Raw genomic sequence first — 18,249 nt, 5'->3', positions numbered from 1 at the left:
CATGAAGCCCGAGCACATGAAGCTGCTCCGGGATAAGCGTTGGAGGCTCAATAATCTCTACTTCATAACCGACAAAGGCGGCAAGAAAGTCCGCTTCCGGATGACGGACGAGCAGATCGAATACTTCGACGGGATGCACACGCGGAACATCATCCTGAAGGCTCGGCAACTCGGCTTCACCACAGAGTGCTGCATCATCCAGTTGGACGCGGCTCTGTTTGAGTCGGCCAAGTGCGCACTGATCGCGCACACCCTGAACGACGCCAAGCGCCTGTTCCGGGAGAAGGTGAAGTACGCCTACGACAACCTGCCGAAAGAGATCCGCGCCGCGAATCCTGCGAGCAACGATGCCGCCGGTGAGCTGGTGTTCAGCAAGGGCGGTTCGCTCTACGTCAGCACCTCGTTCCGTGGCGGCACGTTGCGTTACTTGCACGTCTCCGAGTTCGGGAAGATCTGCGCCAAGTTTCCACACAAGGCGCGGGAGATCGTCACCGGTGCGTTTGAGGCGGTGGCCACTGACTGCTTTGTCACGATTGAATCAACGGCTGAAGGCCGGGCCGGCTACTTCTTCGACTATTCACAGAGCGCCGAGAAGCAACTGCTTTCAGGCACGCCGCTCGGCAAGCTGGACTGGAAGTTTTTCTTCTTCAGTTGGTGGAAGAACAAGGCCTACTGGCTTGACCCGGTCGAGGCGGTCATCCCGCAGCGCCTGACCGACTACTTCAACGAGCTGTTCGCCAAGCATGGTATCGGCACCAACCCGGGTCAGCGCGCTTGGTATGCCGCCAAGGAGAAGACGCTCGGCGACGACATGAAGCGGGAATACCCGTCTCTGCCGGCCGAAGCCTTCCAGCAGTCAATCGAGGGCGCCTACTACGCCCAGCAGTTCACCAAGCTGTATGCCGCTCAGCGGATCGGCGCGATACCGAACAACAGCCACTTGCCGGTGATGACCTTCTGGGACATCGGCGTCAGTGACTCCACGGCGATCTGGTTTGTTCGTCAGGTCGGCGAGCAATACCACGTCATTGATTACTACGAGAACTCGGGCGAAGGCCTGCGGCATTACATGAAGGTACTCAAGGACAAGGGTTACACCTACTCCGAGCACTGGGGACCGCACGACATCGACAACCGCGAGTTCGGCAGCGATGCCAAGACCCGTCGAGAACTGGCCCGAGAGGGTTACGAGATCGACGGCGAGAAATACAGCATGACCTTCGAGGTCGTCCCCAAGATCGGCATCAACGATGGCATCGAGCAGGTTCGCGAGATCCTGCCGAGATGCGTGTTCGACGAGGCCAAGTGCGAAGAAGGGATCGGTTGCCTCGAAAACTACCGAAAAGAATGGGACGACAAGCGCGGCTGCTGGAAAAACAACCCGCTCCATGACTGGACCTCTCACGGCTCCGACGGATTCAGGTACTTCGCTGTTGCGAAGAGCGCCAGGAAGCCGGCCACCAAAATCAGAATGGGATTTGCACGCTGATGAGCGACGTCACTTTCACGCGCCCCGAGTACAAGTCGGCGCAAAACCGCTGGCGCTTGGTGCGCGACGTCTGCAAAGGCTCGGAAACCATAAAGGACGCTGGTGATCGGTATTTGCCTCGACCGAATGCCGCCGATACCAGTCAGGACAACAAGGAACGCTACGACGCTTACAAGAAACGGGCGGTGTTCTACAACGCTACCGGGCGCACGAAACACAGCTTGGTTGGAGCAGTGTTTCGCACCTGGCCGACTTTGACTGTTCCCGGCGCACTCGACTACGTGTCCAAGGACATTGATGGGCAGGGTGTGAGTGTCTATCAACAATCCCAGTCGGTGATTGGACACCTGCTCGAAGTCGGCCGCCATGGGCTGCTGGTGGACTACGCCGCTGTGGAAGCGGGCACCGTCAGCAAGGCCGACGAACTCTCCGGCCGTGCCCGGGCGAACATTGCCAGCTACACCGCAGAGTCGATTATCAACTGGAAGACTCGTCAGGTTGGCGGCCAGCATTTGCTGAGCCTTGTCGTGTTGCGCGAGACGGTCGACGTCGACACTGATGACGGCTTTGGCAGTGAGCAGGTAGTCCAATACCGCGTTCTGCGCCTCGATGTCTTGGGTCAGTACACTCAGGAAGTTTGGGAAGAAGGATCAAGCGCGACAACTCAGAAGGTCGCACCATTTACACCGTTGAATGGCATGGGTAGACCTTGGCAGGTGATCCCGTTCCAGTTCGTGGGCAGCGAAAACAACGACACCAGCATCGACGATTCGCCGCTGTACGACATGGCCGAGATCAACATCGGGCATTACCGGAACAGCGCGGACTACGAAGAAGCGGCCTATTTGGTTGGGCAGCCTCAACCGTGGATGTCCGGCTTGAGCGATCAGTGGCGCGACCACCTTGAGAAAGAGGGCATTTACCTCGGCTCCCGGGCTCCTTGGCTGCTCCCTCAAGGCGGCGCCTGCGGAATGATGCAGGCCGAGCCTAACGCAGTGGCCAAGGAAGCGATGGACGCCAAGAAGCAGGACATGGTTTCGCTCGGCGCTCGGCTGATTGAGCGCGGCAGCGCGGTGAAGACCGCCACCCAAGCTGACAACGACAGCGCCGCCGAACACAGCGTTCTGTCGCTGGTGGTCAGCAACGTCAGCGAGGCCTACAGCCAGTGCCTTGAGTGGATGGCTGAGTTCGTGAATGCCTCCGGCGAGGTGGTTTACAAGCTCAACCAAGACTTCAGCCAGATCACCCTTGATCCGACGGTTTTGGTCGCGCTGTTCAACGCAGTGCAGGGCGGCAAGCTGCCGGAAGGCGACTTCTGGCAGTACCTGCGTGATCGCGGTGTGATCAATCCGGAGAAAACGGACGACGAGATCCGGGATGAACTGGAGGCACAAAGCACCGGGCCAGCTCTGGACGACACAGAGGTAATTCCGAATGGCGGCAAACCAAGCAATCCTTGACGCCACTATTCGGCACGCGGTGTTCCTGGAGCAGCTGAAGTCGGGCGAGGTCGCGAAGTTCGCCCCCTTCCTCAAGGAGATCGACCGCTCGATCCGCGAACGGCTCACACGGGCTGATCTGACGGACTACACCGTCGCGAGGCTGGAGCGTCTGCTGAGTGAAGTCGACAGCCTGTTGCTGGGCATCTTCGACCGGTACAGCGAGAAGCTGAACCTCGACCTGGTGGACATCGCCAACTACGAGGCCGAGTTTGAAGCAACCAGCCTGACCCGGGCGGCACCGGCGGGTGTCACATTCGACGCGGCGGTGCCAGGTGCTGCGGCAATCAGGGCGGCAATCCTCACAAACCCGCTCAGCGTGCGCGGTGCCGACGGCGGGAAGCTGCTCAGGTCGTTCATTGATGGTTTCACCGCCACCGAGCGACAACGCCTCACAGGCGCGATCCGGCAGGGCTTCTTCGAAGGCCAAACCAACTTCCAGATCATCAAGAACATTCGCGGCACCAAGTCGCTCCAGTACAACGACGGCATCCTGGCCACGACCAATCGCAACGCCGGCGCCATTGTGCGAACGGCGGTGCAGCACGTCGCCACCCAGGCGCGCATGGAGACGTTGAAGGCGAACTCCGATGTTGTGCCGTCAGTGGAGTGGGTCAGTACGCTGGATTCGAAGACGACCAGCCAGTGCCGGACGCTCGATAAGCGTCGTTTCAAGCTGACAGAGGGGCCGAGGCCGCCGATCCATATCAACTGCCGCTCGACGGTGGTGGCGGTGACGCGCTTCAGCGAGCTGTTCGCCAAGGACGCCACGCGTGCATCCATCGGTGACGCCGGCGCCCAGCAGGTGAGAGCAGACCTCAGCTATTACGACTGGCTCAAGCAGCAGCCGGCAGCGTTTCAGGACAAGGCTATTGGGCCGGTTCGAGCGAAGCTGTTTCGAGGCGGTGGGCTGAGCGTTGAGAGATTCGCTGAACTGCAGCTTGATCGCAATTTTTCACCACTGACTCTTGCACAGATGAAGGCTCTTGAACCGCTGGCATTCGAAAGGGCAGGGGTTTAACCCGCCCAATCGATTGACGCGGTCAGTAGCTGATGCTGACACCCGTTGCTCCGCGTGCCTTCAACTCGCGAATTATTTCTTCCACGGTCGCTTCCGCGAGCAACGCTTCGCTAGGTGCTGTTTCGGCTGGAATTACCCCAGAGCCGAACAGGACACCGTTCAGTTTCTCCCATGTTTCTTGGCGGGGAGCGCAGAAGCAGGAGTGGTCGCGATTCTCGTAACGGGAAGGCATCGCTGGGTTAATACTGATTGCGTGAGCGAGCTGAGTAAAAGTTAGCCCTTTTTTCTCTCGCGCAGCTTTGAGTGCTTCGGGGAACTCTTTACTTGTTGGGAATGGCAGCATTTTATAGATCCTTTGTTGGTTTGTGTGAAGGCGATAATACAGTACCAGTACTGTACTGGCAATACTGAAGTTAACTATTTACAGGCAGGGCCTGTATCAACGTCTCTGGGAGACAACAAATGCTGAAATTTCAACTGGACAGCCTGGACGGTGTCGACGAAGCCGTGCGCGCTCTTTACACCGAGAAGGACGGCAAGTTCGTACTCGGCATTGAAGGTCTGCCGCAGCAAGAAGATGTATCCGGCCTGAAGGCCAAGGTTGATGAGCTGCTCGGCGAGAAGAAGCTGGCCGAGAAGAAAGCCCGCGAGGCTGAAGAACTGGCCCGCACCGAGCGTGAAGAAGCCGCGCGCAAGTCCGGCAACGTCGAAGAGCTCGAACGTTCCTGGTCTGAGAAATACAACCGCCGTGAAGCTGAGCTGAACGGCACATTGGAACAGGAGCGGTCAACGCTGAGCGGGCAGATCCGGGATCTGACTGTTGGCCGTACCGCTACTGATATCGCGTCTGCCCTGGCAATCCCAGGCAGCGCCAAAGCCCTGTTGCCGCACATCGAGCGCCGCCTGAGCGTCGAACAGCGCGACGGGAAGCCTGTTGTGGTCGTCCTCGACCAGCAGGGCAAGCTCTCGGCGGCAACGCTGGATGAGCTGAAAGCAGAATTCGCAAACGACACGGCCTTCGCGCCGTTGATCGCGGGTAGCAAGGCATCTGGCGGCGGGGCTGCTGGTGCTGGAGGTGGCGGCGGGGCCGCAAAAGGAAAAATCGGCGGCACCAAAGAGGAACGGACGGCTGCAATCGCAAGCCGGTTCCCAGATCTCCCTCAATCGTAAGGAATAACTCATGTCCCTGTCGCAAATGCAGGTTTTCAACGAATACATCATGCCGGCGACTCTCGAGACGCTGGATCAGTACCTGGCCGCTTTCAACGCTGCGAGCCGCGGCGCTATCGTGCTGTCCCCGGACGGCTTCACTGGCGACTTCCTCCAAGAGTCGTTCTTCCAGACCCTTGCTGCTGCTCAGCGCCGCGTAGACCGCTATAGCGCCAACGCCGCCGTTGCTGCCACCGACCTGACCGAGCTGAAAAACACTTCGGTGAAGGTAGCCGGCGGCTTCGGCCCAATCCGCTATGAGCCATCGCAGATGACTTGGCTGGAGCGTCCTACCGCGCAAGGTATCGAAGTCGCGAGCCGCGCGTTCGCTGAAATCCTGCTGAAGGATCAGTTGAACACTGCGATCGCCGCGCTGGTCGCGGCTATCACCGCCCAAGCCGCCGCAGTCAACGATGTGTCGGCGACCGCAGGCATCACTTACGCCGGCCTGAACAACGCTCACGCGAAGTTCGGCGACGCCAGTCAGAACTTGGTTACCCAGGTGATGCAGGGCACCAGCTACCACAAGCTGGTCGGCCAGAACCTGGCGAATCAGCAGCAGCTGTTCCAGGCGGGCAACGTTCGCGTGGTGGACATTCTCGGCAAGATCTCCGTTGTAACGGATGCCCCTGCGCTGATGCAGGCCGGAACCCCGAACAAGGAAATCATCCTGTCCTTGGTGCAGGGCGCTGCACTGGTCCACGACGGCCGCGACATCATCAGTAACGTCCAGACCACCAACGGCAAGGAGCGCATCGAAACCACGCTTCAAACCGATTACACCTTCGGCTTGGGCCTGAAGGGTTACACCTGGGACACCACCACCGGCGGCAAGTCGCCAACCGACGCTGAGTTGGCGACCGGTACCAACTGGGACAAAACCGCTACCAGCATCAAGCACACCGCCGGTGTGGCTCTGATCGGTGATGCCTCCAAGTAACCCCTGAATGTTGAGCTGGGCGGTTTGCCCGGCTCGACGAGGTAATGATCATGAGCAACAAAAACATCTGGTACTTGCCCGGTCCATTCCACCAGTACCAGGAAGATGTGAAGGCGCTGGCAAAACAAAACGGTCTGCGCATTGTCGACGCAAACGCCACTGAAAGCCGTGACGACGAGGCTGAGGATGTGCCAGAAGTGACGGTGCGACAGGTTGATTCGGCACCGGTGCTGCTGATCGCCGCCGGTGGTATTGATGACGGTGCGTTGCAGGAGTTGATCGACAAGTTGAGTGCGGAGCGCGTTGGTGTCATTCGACTGATCGAGGCCGTTGAAGGTAATGCGCCGCTTGAGCATCCCGGCGCCGGCGAACTGCCGATCCGATTGTTCGATGCGCTGGACGCTGTGCACGACATCATTATTTCGGTGACCGGCGAGCGCGATAATCTGGCGGGCGAAGTTCAATCCCTGAACGCTGAGATTGAGCGCCTTAAAGCAGCGGCGAATCAGCCTGACGAAAGCGCTGAGAAAATCGCAGGCCTCAAAGCACAACTCGACGCTGCCAACGTGACGTATCGGGCGAATGCTTCGGTAGAATCGCTGGAAAAGGCCGTTGCTGATCTGCAGCAGGCGTAATAATCCGGGCGCCCGACAATACGGCGCCCGATCCACATCCCTACAGCGAGCTGATTCATGACTCTCATCATCGAGGACGGTACTGGCAAGCCTGACGCCGAGAGCTACGCATCTGCCGAAGATCTGGCCATGTACGCCGTGAAGTTCGGCGTGACCATCCCGGCGGAAGTACCAGCACTGGAAGCGCTGCTGCGCAGGGCCACGCTGGCAATGGATGGCATGACGTGGAAAGGGCGAAAGTCCAACAGCGAGCAGGCCCTGTCCTGGCCGCGCCGAGGCGTCGAACTGGATTACGAGATCAAGCCCGACAACTACCTGCCGGCGCGAATTCAGTACGGCCAGATGGCCTTGGCCGCCGAGATCCATCAGGACGATATCGATCCGGTGGAGAAGCGCAAAGGAGCTGTACTGCTGGATCGTGTTGAGGGGGCAGTGACGCGGCAGTACGCGGCCATCCCAAACACCAGCAATCGGCTGCTGCCGGCGGCGCCTGATCGGCCGAGCGCGACGCAGTTTGCTGATTACCTACAGAAGCGCGGACTATTTGCTGTAAGGGCCTAAAGCTAGATTTTTCGCCAGCCTTTGTGATTATTCACATCATAAAAAGCCGGAAAGTTAGAGAGACTCTGAGTATCTCCGGCGATGTGATCCGCCAGTTCGTCGAATTCGGCAAAGTCAAAATCATTCCGTATCCATTGCCGTTTCACTTTCTTAAGGTATGGAAACGCATTCGTACCTGATAGGCAATGGTCGACCATTTTCCTCAGTTTTGATCGTGCGTTCACTAGGTCTACCGTGGCGTGTTCGGGAATGTGAGCTAGCTCTTCCGCGAAGTATCTTAGTAGCTGCGCCTTCTGTACGTTTGTCATGGCCATCCTTGGAGATTTAAAAGTGGCATTCTACGACGAGATGGCTGTAATGGCTCTGGAGATGATCACAGAGTTCGGCCAGCCCGTGACCATCACCAAGACGGAGCCTGGCGAGTATGACCCGGATATCGGCGGCGAAGCGCCAGGCGTGCCGGTCGAGCAGATCGCTCAAGGCATACTGCTCGACTTCACCGGTCAGGAGTTCCAGAACAACAGCCTCATCAAGCAGGGCGACAAGAAACTGAAAATCGCCGCGCAGGGGCTGGAGTGGGTGCCGGATCTGCTAAACAAGGTGATCACTCAAGGTCGCACCTGGTCAATCGTCCCTCCCTTGAAAGAAATCAACCCGGCCGGCACGCCGATTCTCTACGAATTGCAGGTGAGGTCATAAGCCGGGCGGGCGCCGGCCAATCCGGCAGCTTCGCACTGAGTCTCGCCGAGTTTGCGTCCCAGACAAGCGAAGCCATCGACGCCAGTGTGCGCGAGATCATCATCGAGGTCGGCAGCAGCCTGATTCGCATGTCACCCGTGGGTAACCCGGAGATATGGGCGCAGAACGCTGTGGCGACCCAGTACAACAAGGCCGTCGACGATCACAACAGCGCGCTGCGCAGTGATCCGGCCAACCTCACGAAAGGTGGCAGGCTGAAGAAGGGCCGCAAGCTTAACGACGGCATGGACATCAAGGCGCCTGAAGGCTACGTCGGCGGCCGGTTCCGTGCGAACTGGCACATATCGCTCGGCGTGGTCGAGAACGTCACCTTTGACGAGGTAGACCCGAGCGGCGCCGAAACCACTGCGGCGCTGGTCGCAGCGATGAGCGACTTCACCGCCGGCCAGATGGCCTACATCATCAACAACTTGCCCTACGCGATCCCGCTGGAGTTCGGCCATTCCACGCAGGCCCCCGGCGGCATGGTCCGGGTAACCGTGGCTCGCTTCCAGCAGATCGTGCAGGAGGCCATCAGGAATAATCAGGTATGAGTCACGCGATCATAGCCTCAATCTACGAGGCAAAGCTCATCGCTTGGAACAGTGTCAGGTCGCAGAAACTGAAGATCGTCTTCGAGAACACTGCCTACACACCGGCAACAGATGAAACCTATCTGCGAGTGTTCACGATCCCGGGTGATACCGCGAGCAACACGCTCGGCGGCGATCACCGGCTGTTCACCGGCGTGTTTCAGGTGAGCATCATCGCGCCGGCTGGTACCGGGAAAGCAAAGACGAACCCGATTGTCGATGAACTGACAGGTCTATTCCCTCTTTACGCTCGGGACACGAAAGGGGCGGTCACTGTGGTAACCATGTCGCCAGTCGACCCGGGGCCGGGCATCACTGGCGATTCCGCATACACAGTGCCGGTCTCGTTCTCCTATCGAGCCGACACCAACTAATCCCGCCCATTGGGCAACCTTACGAAACCCGCCATCGAGCGGGTTTTTTCATATCTGCAAAGAGGAAATACCAATGGGCTACAAAATCCCGAACGGCGGCACCTTCCAGCATGCCGCGACCTACGCGACCGCTCTGGCGTTTGCCTCCATCACCAATGCGACAGAAGCCGTTGCCACTGTTGTCGGTGGCACGCTTACCGCCGGCGATATCGTTTTGCTGACTTCTGGCTGGAGCAAGCTGGACAGCAAGGTTGTGCGCGTGAAAGCCGCGACTGCAACGGCAATCACACTGGAAGGAATCGACACCACGGATACGCAGAACTTTCCTGCCGCCGGCGGTGCCGGGACCATGCGCAAGGTGTTGACCTGGGTGCAGATCCCGCAGATCTCCGACGTGGCGTTTTCTGGCGGTGAGCAAAACTACCTCGACGTGGTTTTCCTCGAGGATGACCAAGGTAAACAGATTCCTACCGACAAATCGGCGGCCAGCATGGTGCTGACTTTGGCTGACGACCCGGCGCAGGACTTCAACAAGGTGCTGATGAAGGCTGATGCTGGCAAACAGGTCGAGGCTGCACGCCTGAACTTGCCGGGCAATGACCAGTTGCTCTACGGGGCTTACACGTCGTTCTCCAAGCAGCCGGCAGTGTCCCGCAACAACCTGCTGACCCGCACCGTCAACCTGGCGCTTCAGGCCGAACCAACCCGCTATCTGACTGCGGTGGTGTAACCCATGGCAAAAATCAGAATCGCGCAGAATCCGACATTCAAGGCCATGGTGCTGATCCCTATTGTCGGAAGTGAGCCCGAGAAAATCGAGTTCACGTTCAAATATCGAGACCGGCTGGAGCTTGCCGAGCTGTTCGATGAGTGGAACACGGTCCGAGATAAAACACGGGAAGCTTTGGGCGAGAAGCCGACTTATTCCCAGATCGTTGCTGCTGATTCTGAGCAACAGGCTCAGCAAATTAAGGATCTGGTTGTCGGCTGGGGCTTCGACGACAAGTTCGACGACAAGAGCATCATCGCGCTCGTGAAGTCATGTCAAGGCGCGGCCGAGGCGGTCGTTGACGCATATCAGGGCGCCTACAACCAAGCTCGCTTGGGAAACTGACAGACGCCGCGCGTGCGTTGTATGCGCCCGCGGCGCCGGCCGAGTTGATGGGCATGTTCGGCCTCTCGCCTGGTGATCTGGAGGAAGAGACAGAGGTTTGGCCATGCAACTGGCCGGCCTTCCTCTTGTTCAACCGGATGTCCACGCAGTGGCGAGTCGGTGCCGGTGGCGCCATCGGCCTAGATTACAACTGCATTCGCGACGTCGCCGAGTTTCTCGGCATCAAGAAAAAGAAACTCGCTGAAATCTTTCCTGACCTTCAGGTGTTGGAAGGCGAAGCCCTGCGCGTCATGGCGGAGGAAAGGGAAAACAGCCCGTAGTCACGGGCACTTATTCAAGGTGAGTCGATGAACATTGCAGAACTCGGCGTCAAGATCGACTCGGCCGACGCAATCGAGGCGAAAACCAGTCTCGATGAAATGGCGAAGGCTGGCGGCCGGGCCGAGCAGTCCGCCGTTTCGCTGATGAATGAAATGCAGGCGCTGGAGAAGTCGCTTTCTACCAGCGCCAAGACCACGCAGGATCTCGCAAAACAGCGTGATGCTCTGGCGAAGCTGACGAAAACCGGCGCGTATGGCGAGGCTGAGGCAGCGAAGATATCGGCGCAGCTCGACAAGCAGCAGGTAGCTTTGGCCAAGTCGGCCATGGATGAGCAGAAGGCACTGAACAGCCTGCTGGGCGCCATTGACCCGGCTCGCGCTGCGCTGGCGAAGCTTGATACCCAGGTCGAGCAACTGGGCAAGCACCTGGATGCTAGCCGGATCAGCCAGGACGAGTACAACACCGCGCTGAGCAAAATCGACAAGGATTACGACAAGCTCAACAAAACCACTACCGGTTTCGACAAGCTGCGACTCGGCACGCGCCAGGCGCAGGAAAACGTCGTTCAGTTGGGGAATGCACTTTCCTCGGGAGACTGGGGTAGCGGTGTTCGTGCGGTTGCTCAGTTGGGCGCCGGTGCTGGCGCGGGTGCTGCCGGCCTCCTTGCGATCCTGGCTCCACTCGCTCTGGCCACCGCTGCTGCGGGCGGTCTGGCATACGCTTTCTACAAAGGCAGCGAGGAGCAGGACAGCTATAACAAGTCCCTGATCCTCACCGGCAACTACGCTGGCGTCAGCGCTGGTCAACTTGGCGACATGGCGCGGCAGGTCAGCGCTACCGTTGGTACGACTGGACAAGCTGCTGAGGTTCTGGCGCTGCTGGCGGGGAACGGCAAGATTGCTGGCGAAAGCTTCACAGGCATCACCCAGGCTGCCGTGTCGATGCAGGAAGCGACCGGCAAAGCCGTGAGCGAGACAGTCGCTGAGTTTTCCAAGCTCGCAGACGACCCGGTTAAGGCGTCTGCCGCACTCAATGAGCAGTATCACTATCTAACCGCCTCGGTTTACTCGCAGATCACCGCGCTGGAGAAGCAGGGCGATCATGCTGGTGCCGTGAAACTGGCAACTGAATCGTTCGCCGATGCTATCAATCAACGCACGCCGAAGATCCTTGAGAACCTTAGTTTCTGGGAGAAGGGCTACAACGCCGTTGCTCGAGCTGCTGATGGGCTGAAGAACATCGGTCGCCGCGACATCAATTCGGAAATCGAAACTGCTCGGAATGATCTCCAGCAGGCTGAAAGCATGGACGGCTTATTTCAGAGTCAGAAGTCCAAGGATGCGCTGATCGAATTTCGGCGAAATCGGCTCAACATGCTGGAGGATCAGAAGGCTGCGGAAGCCGATATCGCTAAATGGGAAGGCGAGCAGGCGAAAGCCCAAGGTGACGCTATCTCTTCGATGACGAAGATTGACGCCCTCACCAAATCTGCATGGACGAATGAGCAGAAGCGCACCGAGGCGATCAAGGAGTACAAGCGGCAGCTCGAAGATATTCGCAAGGTCGCGCCGAACGATCCTCGCCTGAATCAGGCCGCTATCGACAAGAACCTGGCGAACATCAACGACCAGTTCAAGGATTCGAAGGCGGCCGGCTCACAGGTCGATCTGACCGGGTTCAACAATGCTAAAAACAATCTGGCGGCCATCAGCGAAGAGTACAAAAACGCTCAGAAGGAACTGGACGCAGCGCAGAAGGCTGGGCTCGTTTCTCAAGCCGACTACGCCCTGAAGCGCGAAGCGCTGATCGGTAACGAACGCGACGAAGTTACCTCGGCTTACGAGGCTGAGATCTCCGCGCTGGAAGCCGCGAAGTCGAAGAAGGCCACATCTGCCTCGCAGAGCATCCAACTGGACCAGAAGATCGCAGACGCGCGTGCGGGCATGGTCAAAGCGCAGAAGGACGCGGATAGCCAGCTTGAGGTTTTGGCATCGAACGAGACCGGCCGTCTCGCCCGACAAGAGCGGGCGATCACGACCTACGTTCAGGCCTTGGCTCAGCAGCAACGAGCGCTGGAGTTGGCAGGGCAGCGCGCCGTCCTTGGTGTTGGCCAGGGAGATCGACAGAACGCGCTCAACAATGAGCTGAACAGCCAGCAGGATCGGTTCGCTCAGCAGTCTCTGGAACTGGCAAACCAGAAGTCCGATCCGTCGCGGAATATGTCGGAGGAGGAGTTCGCACGTAAGTCGCAGGCTCTCGCCGATGCGAACAAGGCGGCCACTGACCAGATCCGACAGAACTACGCGGATGTGGAGGCGGCGCAAGGCGACTGGACCAAAGGCGCAACATCGGCCTGGGCCAACTACCTGGATTCGGCGAGCAATATCGCCGGCCAGACCAAAACCCTGTTCGGCAACGCCTTCAGCTCGATGGAAGACGCAGTCGTCAACTTCGCCATGACCGGGAAGCTGTCGTTTGCCGACTTCACCAAGTCGATTTTGGCGGACATGGCGCGGATCGCGACCCGTCAGGCCAGCTCGGCGTTGCTGGGTAGTGTGGTTGGGGCGGCGGCGAGCTATTTCGGTGGCAATGCGGCTGGTGGCAATGGCCTTGCTGCTGGATCTGCCGGTGCGACGTCGTCGAATCTTGGCGCGTCCCAAGCTGGGTATTCGTCGGCTTACTTCCAGGCTGATGGCGGGGCGTGGGGCGGCGGAGTGCAGATGTTTGCCAATGGCGGCGCCTTTACCAACAACGTCGTCAGCACGCCGACAGCCTTTGGGATGGCCGGTGGGCGAACTGGTGTTATGGGTGAAGCTGGGCCTGAGGCGATCATGCCGCTGACCCGAACATCAAGTGGCGCTCTTGGCGTCCGCGCAATGGGCGGTAGCGCCGGCGGCTCAACGCAAATCAGCGTGCAGGTCATGGTGGCCAGCGATGGCTCGACCAGCTCATCAACTGACGATCCCGCATACGAGCAGTTCGGCAAGGATCTGGCTGACTTCGTTGATCAGCGCTATCAAAAACTGGTGAGCGTCGACCTTCGGCAGGGCGGCAAAATCAGCCGAGCCATCAAGGGGTGATCTATGGCAATTGAGCGATTCACCTGGCAGACGGAGAAGGGGGCGACTGGAGATATCAAGCAGCGCACCCGAACAAAACAGTTCGGTGATGGTTACGGCCAATCTGTCTCTGACGGCATCAACAACGAGCAGCAGTCATGGCCTGTCAGCTATACCGGGAGTTCGGCAAGGATCAAAAACATCATTGCCTTTCTTCGTCGTCATAAGGGTGCGAAAGCGTTCTTGTGGACGCCGCCGCTCGGCGAGCTTGGTCTCTACAAATGCACCGGCTTTCAGCCGTCACACAAAGGCGGATCGGTTTACACGCTGACCACCACATTCGAACAAACCTTTCACCCCTGAGGTAACGCCGCATGGCACTGATCACGGACATCCAGAAGCTGGAGCCCGGCGGCGAGATTCGCCTTTTTGAAATTGACGGCACTGAATATGGCGCGGACTTTCTGCGCTTCCATGCTCACTCAATCCCACATGCGCCGGAAGAACTGCTCGCTTATGAAGGCTCAGTTGAAGAGCTGCCAGCAAAGTCGATCTTCTGGCAAGGCAATGAGTATGCGGCGTGGCCGGTTCAGATTGAGGGTATCGGCGCGGACAGTAATGGCAGCGCCACCCGGCCGACTTTCATGGCTGGCAACGTCAATGGGCGAATCACCGCGCTTTGCCTGGCCTTCGATGACTTGCTGAAGTTTCAACTGACTGTGCGCGAGACGCTGGCCCAGTACCTGGATGCTGCGAACTTTCCCGAGGGCAACCCGACCGCCGACCCCACGCAAGAGGCGCTGGAGATCTGGTTCATCGATCAGAAAACCGGTGAGGACGGCGAGGTTGTGCAGTGGGAGCTTTCATCCCCGGGTGAGATCGACAACCACGGGTTGCCCGGGCGGCAGATGACGACCTTTTGTCACTGGGCTATGACCGGCGGATATCGCGGGCCGAACTGCGGGTACACCGGCGGGGCGATGTTTGATGACGACGACAATCCCGTCGACGACCCCAGCAAGGACGAGTGCAAGGGGGGCTTGAAGTCCTGCAAGTTGCGCTTTGGCCAGAACAACCAACTTCCACACGGCGGATTCCCTGCCGTTTCCTTGATCGCACGGAGCTGACATGCGAAAGCACATTTTGAGCGTGATTCAGGCGCACGCGGCGGCCGAGTACCCGAAAGAGTGCTGCGGGCTTTTGCTGGTCATTGGACGCAAGCAGCAGTATTACCCGTGCGTGAATATCTCCACCGAACCGAATGAGGAGTTCCGCATCGATCCTGAGGAGTACGCGTCGGCAGAAGATGTAGGCGAGGTGATTGGTGTGGTTCATTCGCATCCGGACGCGACCAGCAGACCATCGCCCCGCGACCTCGCCATGTGCGAAGCGACGGCCATGCCCTGGCATATCCTGAGCTGGCCCGAGGGCGATCTGCGCACCATCGTCCCGACTGGCGAAGTGCCGCTGCTGAAGCGTCCGTTTGTGCACGGCGCGTGGGACTGCTGGCAGGTCTGCGCCGATTGGTACAGGCGCGAGTGGGGTCTGGAGTTTGAAGCCTTCAAGCGTGCCGATGGCTGGTGGGAGCGCAAGGAAAACACCAGCCTGTACGAAGCGAACTACGAGGCCGCCGGCTTCTACCGCGTAGATCAACCGCAGCACGGCGACATGATCGTGATGGAAGTAGGGCGGACGGTTTATCCGAACCACGCGGGTATCTTCCTCGGCGCCGATCCGGCACTTCCCGGCGAGGACGCGGCGACCTTTGGCCCCGGCCCGTTCCTGTTACACCACCTGTACGGCAGGCCTTCGGAAGTCATTGTCTTCGGTGGGCCATGGCTCGATCGCGCGCGCCTGATCCTCAGGCACAAAGATGCAAAACCAACCACATGACGCGGCGCAGCCGCTGGAGTTATCGATGACCGATTATGTTGCAAGTGCTGCAAAAGATAAGAATGGCAAGCCATTGTGGATGCTCAGTAAAGATGGCCGCCTTTTTCTATCCGTTGCCACGGTAGAAAAGGCGACAATCAATCAAGCCGAGATTAAGACTTAGATTCTTTCACTTTTCTAGCGAACTCTTCGGAAGAAAGCGTTGTTGGCAACGGTCTTCCTGGAAGAGCTTTTTTGTAGATTTCATAAACGATATTGTCACCACTGCCCTGCTCGCGAGAGGCAAGCACAGCCGCTCCTAGATAGGCCTCAAGCATTTTAGAATCAAGCTGTGCAGCGAAGTGACTGAGCGCTAGCAGAGTGTTATTGATCTGATTCAGCGCAGCGTCCAGCGGGTTCATTTCAGGGTTACTCACATTGACCTCCTAGGTCATAACGCGCCGAAATTGGCGCAATCCCAGTCCTTGGGCTTGCAGGCAAAGGACTGGGGAATCCGTTGCGTGGGGGGAGGAGGCTACTACGGAGGAAGGTGGGGCGTTACTGGGGATTCGTACAGGCTGATTTGATGCTTTGGCCCAAGCGTGTTCAGAGCTTCGGCTTGGGGTGAGCTAAATATTTTTTGGGCGGTGCCGATATTCTCTGATTCATATACCAACGGAGTGGCAACGCATGGAAGTAAGCAATACCCAAGGCGAGTATCAGAAGCCCAAAAACCTAGCCGGGCTGGGGCGGCGGTGGGGAGGACAAATGATTGACTCAATAATCACCTTCGTTCTGTTCTACATCGTAGGTTTAACAGCCAAGTTTGTTGGTTTTCCACCAAGCGTGGTGGGCATCTTGGCTTTAGGCTCAGGTGCGGCGTATTACCTGTTTTCCGATGCAATGCCCAACGGTCAAAGCTTGGGTAAAAAGCTGCTGGGGATGTCAGTGATTGATGAGCGCAGCTACCTTAGCTGCAATCTATATCAATCTTTTATGCGCAACATCACGACGCCGTTTCTGAGCATTCTTGACTGGATATTTATTTTCTTTGGCTCACGGAAACGGCTTGGTGACATGCTCGCATCTACGATAGTGATCCGATCCAAGTAAAAGCAAATGCTACAGTCACCCCCTTTCAGGACGAGGAAGAATCATGCGGATTTTGATAGGGGCTTTGGCGGTGGCGCTCCTGTTGGGGTGCACCCACAAGAGACAACCACTTGATAATCGTGATCCTTGCTTAGATTTCGGCCCCCCTGAAAGCTCAGGTTTTAAAGCTTGCTTAGACCGTCGAGCCCAGGCTCTGAAAGACCTACTTGAGGGCACTGGTAGAAAACAGTATCAGATAGTTTTCGATGAGAAGGTCGATCCCTGACTTGAAACCACAAGCGCACTTGGAACTGGTATTTGGAGTAGTAGCGCTGCGCGCGCAGCGGATTTGCAATCGGAGTCGTAAATGGAGCTGTCCCGCTTAAACGAACTCTTTTTCGAGCACAATTGCGTAGCTTCGATGACCATTGAAATGGTGGATTTCAAGTACAGCCTCACGCTGACTATGTCTTCCTCGGAAGATCCAGAAACCGAGGGTGTAACGGCTGTATTTCATGATGTCAGCTCACTGAGCCTAAGCGGCTTCGGTGGCGGGCTTACCCAATTCATGGGCCTCGTCGTGACTCGCATCGACGATGGTCTCGATAGAATCCGATACGAGCTGAGAGATATTGAGGACGAGAAAATTTCGTTCTATTTCTTCAGCTTCGACGCGCGAGACCATGAGGATTAAATATGCGGATTTTGATAGGTGCGTTTGCAGTAGCGTTATTGGCGGGGTGCATGGCGCCGACGATGAACGAAGCCAGGCAGAAAGGCCCAGACAAGATTTTGTATTCGAAAAAGTCTGACAAGGCAGTCGCTCAATGCATTCACTACGAATGGCAAAATCAATCCCTGTTCGGGGTAACCCCTGAAGCGACGCTTCAACCCGGGCGCGACAGCGGCTACACCGTTTTCACGGCCGGGTCAGAGTATTTCGTCGACATTCAACCCGGTGCATCCGGTGCGGTAGCCAAGTATTACGCGGTGCTGAACAACTGGATATCCGCAAAGCGGCTGAGCGCTTTGCAAAGCTGCCTTTGATCGAAACCTATTTCAAAACCCGCTACGGCGGGTTTTTTATTGCATGGAGAAAAGCATGTCCGCACTGGCAATCAATTATCAGCCCATGACAACCATCTTGCTTTATGGGCAGCTTCGCCAGTTCGGTCGGTCTTTCCGACTTTCGGTGAGGACACCCGCTGAAGCCATCAAGGCTCTGTGCGTTCAGATACCTGGCTTTGAAAGATTTCTTTCCAACGCAAAGTCACGCGGAATCGAGTTTGCCGTCTTTCGAGGCAAAACAAACATCGGTGAGTCAGAGTTGGGTTTCGCTGGCGAGGGGGAGATTCGGATCGCGCCGATCATCACTGGCAGCAAGAAGGCTGGCGGACTTCAAACAATTATCGGCGCCGTGTTGATCGTTGTCGGACTTGTTATCACTGGCGGGACCTTCGGTGCTGGCGCTCCCTTCGGCTCTGCACTGATCACGATGGGCGCATCGATGGCCATCGGAGGCGTGATTCAAATGCTCAGTCCGGCGGCAAAGGGATTGAAAACGAGCGCATCACCCGAAAACACTCCCGGCTACGCCTTCGGCAGCGCCAAGAACACTACGGCGTCCGGCAATCCGGTCCCGCTCTGTTACGGCAAGCGCCGTGTAGGCGGAGCAATCATCAGCGCCGCGATCTACGCCGAAGACCAGATGTAGCGAAACAAACCAACACCA

At 57.8% G+C, this 18,249-nt stretch carries 25 protein-coding genes; 22 read left to right on the top strand and 3 right to left on the bottom strand.

The features are described 5' to 3' along the window. The first annotated feature begins 1 nt into the window (after position 1). From ACIOZM_RS08270 to ACIOZM_RS08260, 3 genes are read left to right on the top strand one after another with little or no spacing between them, the layout of a single operon-like run. Positions 2-1,489, top strand: coding sequence for a terminase (locus ACIOZM_RS08270; protein ID WP_401211788.1), 1,488 nt, complete (start codon positions 2-4; stop codon positions 1,487-1,489). Beyond that, on the top strand, positions 1,489-2,949 hold the full coding sequence (locus tag ACIOZM_RS08265; RefSeq protein ID WP_401211786.1) for a DUF4055 domain-containing protein: 1,461 nt from the start codon (positions 1,489-1,491) through the stop codon (positions 2,947-2,949). Before ACIOZM_RS08270 ends, ACIOZM_RS08265 begins: the two co-directional genes overlap by 1 nt. Beyond that, entirely contained in the window at positions 2,924-4,009 is a 1,086-nt protein-coding gene (locus ACIOZM_RS08260) for a minor capsid protein (RefSeq protein ID WP_401211783.1), read from the top strand. Before ACIOZM_RS08265 ends, ACIOZM_RS08260 begins: the two co-directional genes overlap by 26 nt. A 22-nt stretch (positions 4,010-4,031) precedes the next feature. On the opposite strand, the gene ACIOZM_RS08255 is transcribed toward ACIOZM_RS08260, so the two are convergent. Next, the gene (locus ACIOZM_RS08255; RefSeq protein WP_401211781.1) at positions 4,032-4,352 is read right to left on the bottom strand and encodes a multiprotein-bridging factor 1 family protein; all 321 of its coding nucleotides are present in this window, start codon (positions 4,350-4,352) and stop codon (positions 4,032-4,034) included. A 119-nt stretch (positions 4,353-4,471) separates the two neighbouring features. Between ACIOZM_RS08255 and ACIOZM_RS08250 the strand changes: the two genes are divergently transcribed. Genes ACIOZM_RS08250 through ACIOZM_RS08235 form a run of 4 tightly spaced genes read left to right on the top strand, consistent with a single transcriptional unit; the run spans position 4,472 to position 7,354 of the window. Then, the gene (locus ACIOZM_RS08250) at positions 4,472-5,179 is read left to right on the top strand and encodes a hypothetical protein (protein ID WP_401211779.1); all 708 of its coding nucleotides are present in this window, start codon (positions 4,472-4,474) and stop codon (positions 5,177-5,179) included. Positions 5,180-5,189: 10 nt separating this feature from the next. Further along, positions 5,190-6,158 carry a major capsid protein gene (locus ACIOZM_RS08245; protein WP_008431834.1) on the top strand — a complete coding sequence of 323 codons (969 nt, stop codon included), beginning with the start codon at positions 5,190-5,192 and terminating at the stop codon, positions 6,156-6,158. Between the two features lie 50 nt (positions 6,159-6,208). Next, positions 6,209-6,793 (top strand): hypothetical protein, encoded by a 585-nt coding sequence (locus ACIOZM_RS08240; RefSeq protein ID WP_401211776.1) that lies wholly within the window; start codon positions 6,209-6,211, stop codon positions 6,791-6,793. A 57-nt stretch (positions 6,794-6,850) separates the two neighbouring features. Further along, positions 6,851-7,354, top strand: coding sequence for a DnaT-like ssDNA-binding protein (locus ACIOZM_RS08235; RefSeq protein ID WP_401211774.1), 504 nt, complete (start codon positions 6,851-6,853; stop codon positions 7,352-7,354). 2 nt (positions 7,355-7,356) lie between these two features. On the opposite strand, the gene ACIOZM_RS08230 is transcribed toward ACIOZM_RS08235, so the two are convergent. Further along, positions 7,357-7,662 (bottom strand): hypothetical protein, encoded by a 306-nt coding sequence (locus ACIOZM_RS08230; RefSeq protein ID WP_401211772.1) that lies wholly within the window; start codon positions 7,660-7,662, stop codon positions 7,357-7,359. 22 nt (positions 7,663-7,684) lie between these two features. Here ACIOZM_RS08230 and ACIOZM_RS08225 point away from each other — a divergent pair, with 22 nt between their 5' ends. The 11 genes from ACIOZM_RS08225 (at position 7,685) to ACIOZM_RS08175 (ending at position 15,609) form a co-directional block, all read left to right on the top strand. Then, positions 7,685-8,053 (top strand): hypothetical protein, encoded by a 369-nt coding sequence (locus tag ACIOZM_RS08225; protein ID WP_401211769.1) that lies wholly within the window; start codon positions 7,685-7,687, stop codon positions 8,051-8,053. After that, positions 8,050-8,646 carry a hypothetical protein gene (locus ACIOZM_RS08220; protein ID WP_401211934.1) on the top strand — a complete coding sequence of 199 codons (597 nt, stop codon included), beginning with the start codon at positions 8,050-8,052 and terminating at the stop codon, positions 8,644-8,646. Before ACIOZM_RS08225 ends, ACIOZM_RS08220 begins: the two co-directional genes overlap by 4 nt. Then, positions 8,643-9,059 carry a phage tail terminator-like protein gene (locus ACIOZM_RS08215; RefSeq protein WP_401211767.1) on the top strand — a complete coding sequence of 139 codons (417 nt, stop codon included), beginning with the start codon at positions 8,643-8,645 and terminating at the stop codon, positions 9,057-9,059. The genes ACIOZM_RS08220 and ACIOZM_RS08215 overlap by 4 nt, the downstream gene beginning before the upstream one ends. Before the next feature lie 73 nt (positions 9,060-9,132). Next, the gene (locus ACIOZM_RS08210) at positions 9,133-9,789 is read left to right on the top strand and encodes a phage tail protein (RefSeq protein WP_401211764.1); all 657 of its coding nucleotides are present in this window, start codon (positions 9,133-9,135) and stop codon (positions 9,787-9,789) included. 3 nt (positions 9,790-9,792) lie between these two features. Next, a complete protein-coding gene (locus tag ACIOZM_RS08205; protein ID WP_401211762.1) occupies positions 9,793-10,173 on the top strand; it encodes a phage tail assembly chaperone in 381 nt (126 codons plus the stop codon). A 47-nt stretch (positions 10,174-10,220) separates the two neighbouring features. Next, positions 10,221-10,493 (top strand): DUF1799 domain-containing protein, encoded by a 273-nt coding sequence (locus ACIOZM_RS08200; protein WP_401211759.1) that lies wholly within the window; start codon positions 10,221-10,223, stop codon positions 10,491-10,493. Positions 10,494-10,520: 27 nt separating this feature from the next. Continuing rightward, positions 10,521-13,574: a phage tail tape measure protein gene (locus ACIOZM_RS08195; RefSeq protein ID WP_401211756.1), complete on the top strand. Its 3,054-nt coding sequence runs from the start codon at positions 10,521-10,523 to the stop codon at positions 13,572-13,574. 3 nt (positions 13,575-13,577) lie between these two features. After that, a complete protein-coding gene (locus ACIOZM_RS08190) occupies positions 13,578-13,916 on the top strand; it encodes a phage tail protein (RefSeq protein ID WP_401211753.1) in 339 nt (112 codons plus the stop codon). A gap of 11 nt (positions 13,917-13,927) precedes the next feature. After that, the gene (locus ACIOZM_RS08185; protein WP_401211750.1) at positions 13,928-14,680 is read left to right on the top strand and encodes a phage minor tail protein L; all 753 of its coding nucleotides are present in this window, start codon (positions 13,928-13,930) and stop codon (positions 14,678-14,680) included. 1 nt (position 14,681) lies between these two features. Then, positions 14,682-15,446 (top strand): C40 family peptidase, encoded by a 765-nt coding sequence (locus ACIOZM_RS08180; RefSeq protein ID WP_401211747.1) that lies wholly within the window; start codon positions 14,682-14,684, stop codon positions 15,444-15,446. A gap of 25 nt (positions 15,447-15,471) precedes the next feature. Next, positions 15,472-15,609 carry a hypothetical protein gene (locus tag ACIOZM_RS08175; RefSeq protein ID WP_401211744.1) on the top strand — a complete coding sequence of 46 codons (138 nt, stop codon included), beginning with the start codon at positions 15,472-15,474 and terminating at the stop codon, positions 15,607-15,609. Here ACIOZM_RS08175 and ACIOZM_RS08170 read toward each other — a convergent pair. Next, complete coding sequence (locus tag ACIOZM_RS08170; protein WP_401211741.1) at positions 15,599-15,862, bottom strand: hypothetical protein; 264 nt, start codon at positions 15,860-15,862, stop codon at positions 15,599-15,601. The genes ACIOZM_RS08175 and ACIOZM_RS08170 overlap by 11 nt on opposite strands. Positions 15,863-16,115: 253 nt before the next feature. On the opposite strand from ACIOZM_RS08170, the gene ACIOZM_RS08165 reads away from it, so the two are divergent. The 4 genes from ACIOZM_RS08165 (at position 16,116) to ACIOZM_RS08150 (ending at position 18,231) form a co-directional block, all read left to right on the top strand. After that, complete coding sequence (locus ACIOZM_RS08165) at positions 16,116-16,538, top strand: RDD family protein (RefSeq protein ID WP_401211739.1); 423 nt, start codon at positions 16,116-16,118, stop codon at positions 16,536-16,538. Positions 16,539-16,884: 346 nt separating this feature from the next. Next, positions 16,885-17,211, top strand: coding sequence for a hypothetical protein (locus ACIOZM_RS08160; RefSeq protein WP_401211736.1), 327 nt, complete (start codon positions 16,885-16,887; stop codon positions 17,209-17,211). 2 nt (positions 17,212-17,213) lie between these two features. Next, positions 17,214-17,564, top strand: coding sequence for a hypothetical protein (locus ACIOZM_RS08155; protein ID WP_401211733.1), 351 nt, complete (start codon positions 17,214-17,216; stop codon positions 17,562-17,564). A 55-nt stretch (positions 17,565-17,619) separates the two neighbouring features. After that, entirely contained in the window at positions 17,620-18,231 is a 612-nt protein-coding gene (locus tag ACIOZM_RS08150; RefSeq protein WP_401211730.1) for a tail assembly protein, read from the top strand. Positions 18,232-18,249: the final 18 nt, after the last annotated feature.

Origin of the sequence: Pseudomonas sp. NPDC087346 (assembly GCF_044744235.1) — a bacterium.
GTDB lineage: Bacteria > Pseudomonadota > Gammaproteobacteria > Pseudomonadales > Pseudomonadaceae > Aquipseudomonas.
The sequence above is the reverse complement of the archived record's forward strand: the minus strand, read 5'-3'. Positions and strand labels throughout refer to the sequence as shown.

Bases quoted from the DNA above. Each gene is read 5' to 3' on its own strand.
- ACIOZM_RS08270 (WP_401211788.1), top strand. From the start codon at position 2: ATGAAGCCCGAGCACATGAAGCTGCTCCGGGATAAGCGTTGGAGGCTC.
- ACIOZM_RS08265 (WP_401211786.1), top strand. From the start codon at position 1,489: ATGAGCGACGTCACTTTCACGCGCCCCGAGTACAAGTCGGCGCAAAAC.
- ACIOZM_RS08260 (WP_401211783.1), top strand. From the start codon at position 2,924: ATGGCGGCAAACCAAGCAATCCTTGACGCCACTATTCGGCACGCGGTG.
- ACIOZM_RS08255 (WP_401211781.1), bottom strand. From the start codon at position 4,352: ATGCTGCCATTCCCAACAAGTAAAGAGTTCCCCGAAGCACTCAAAGCT.
- ACIOZM_RS08250 (WP_401211779.1), top strand. From the start codon at position 4,472: ATGCTGAAATTTCAACTGGACAGCCTGGACGGTGTCGACGAAGCCGTG.
- ACIOZM_RS08245 (WP_008431834.1), top strand. From the start codon at position 5,190: ATGTCCCTGTCGCAAATGCAGGTTTTCAACGAATACATCATGCCGGCG.
- ACIOZM_RS08240 (WP_401211776.1), top strand. From the start codon at position 6,209: ATGAGCAACAAAAACATCTGGTACTTGCCCGGTCCATTCCACCAGTAC.
- ACIOZM_RS08235 (WP_401211774.1), top strand. From the start codon at position 6,851: ATGACTCTCATCATCGAGGACGGTACTGGCAAGCCTGACGCCGAGAGC.
- ACIOZM_RS08230 (WP_401211772.1), bottom strand. From the start codon at position 7,662: ATGACAAACGTACAGAAGGCGCAGCTACTAAGATACTTCGCGGAAGAG.
- ACIOZM_RS08215 (WP_401211767.1), top strand. From the start codon at position 8,643: ATGAGTCACGCGATCATAGCCTCAATCTACGAGGCAAAGCTCATCGCT.
- ACIOZM_RS08210 (WP_401211764.1), top strand. From the start codon at position 9,133: ATGGGCTACAAAATCCCGAACGGCGGCACCTTCCAGCATGCCGCGACC.
- ACIOZM_RS08205 (WP_401211762.1), top strand. From the start codon at position 9,793: ATGGCAAAAATCAGAATCGCGCAGAATCCGACATTCAAGGCCATGGTG.
- ACIOZM_RS08200 (WP_401211759.1), top strand. From the start codon at position 10,221: ATGGGCATGTTCGGCCTCTCGCCTGGTGATCTGGAGGAAGAGACAGAG.
- ACIOZM_RS08195 (WP_401211756.1), top strand. From the start codon at position 10,521: ATGAACATTGCAGAACTCGGCGTCAAGATCGACTCGGCCGACGCAATC.
- ACIOZM_RS08190 (WP_401211753.1), top strand. From the start codon at position 13,578: ATGGCAATTGAGCGATTCACCTGGCAGACGGAGAAGGGGGCGACTGGA.
- ACIOZM_RS08185 (WP_401211750.1), top strand. From the start codon at position 13,928: ATGGCACTGATCACGGACATCCAGAAGCTGGAGCCCGGCGGCGAGATT.
- ACIOZM_RS08180 (WP_401211747.1), top strand. From the start codon at position 14,682: ATGCGAAAGCACATTTTGAGCGTGATTCAGGCGCACGCGGCGGCCGAG.
- ACIOZM_RS08175 (WP_401211744.1), top strand. From the start codon at position 15,472: ATGACCGATTATGTTGCAAGTGCTGCAAAAGATAAGAATGGCAAGCCA.
- ACIOZM_RS08165 (WP_401211739.1), top strand. From the start codon at position 16,116: ATGGAAGTAAGCAATACCCAAGGCGAGTATCAGAAGCCCAAAAACCTA.
- ACIOZM_RS08160 (WP_401211736.1), top strand. From the start codon at position 16,885: ATGGAGCTGTCCCGCTTAAACGAACTCTTTTTCGAGCACAATTGCGTA.
- ACIOZM_RS08155 (WP_401211733.1), top strand. From the start codon at position 17,214: ATGCGGATTTTGATAGGTGCGTTTGCAGTAGCGTTATTGGCGGGGTGC.
- ACIOZM_RS08150 (WP_401211730.1), top strand. From the start codon at position 17,620: ATGTCCGCACTGGCAATCAATTATCAGCCCATGACAACCATCTTGCTT.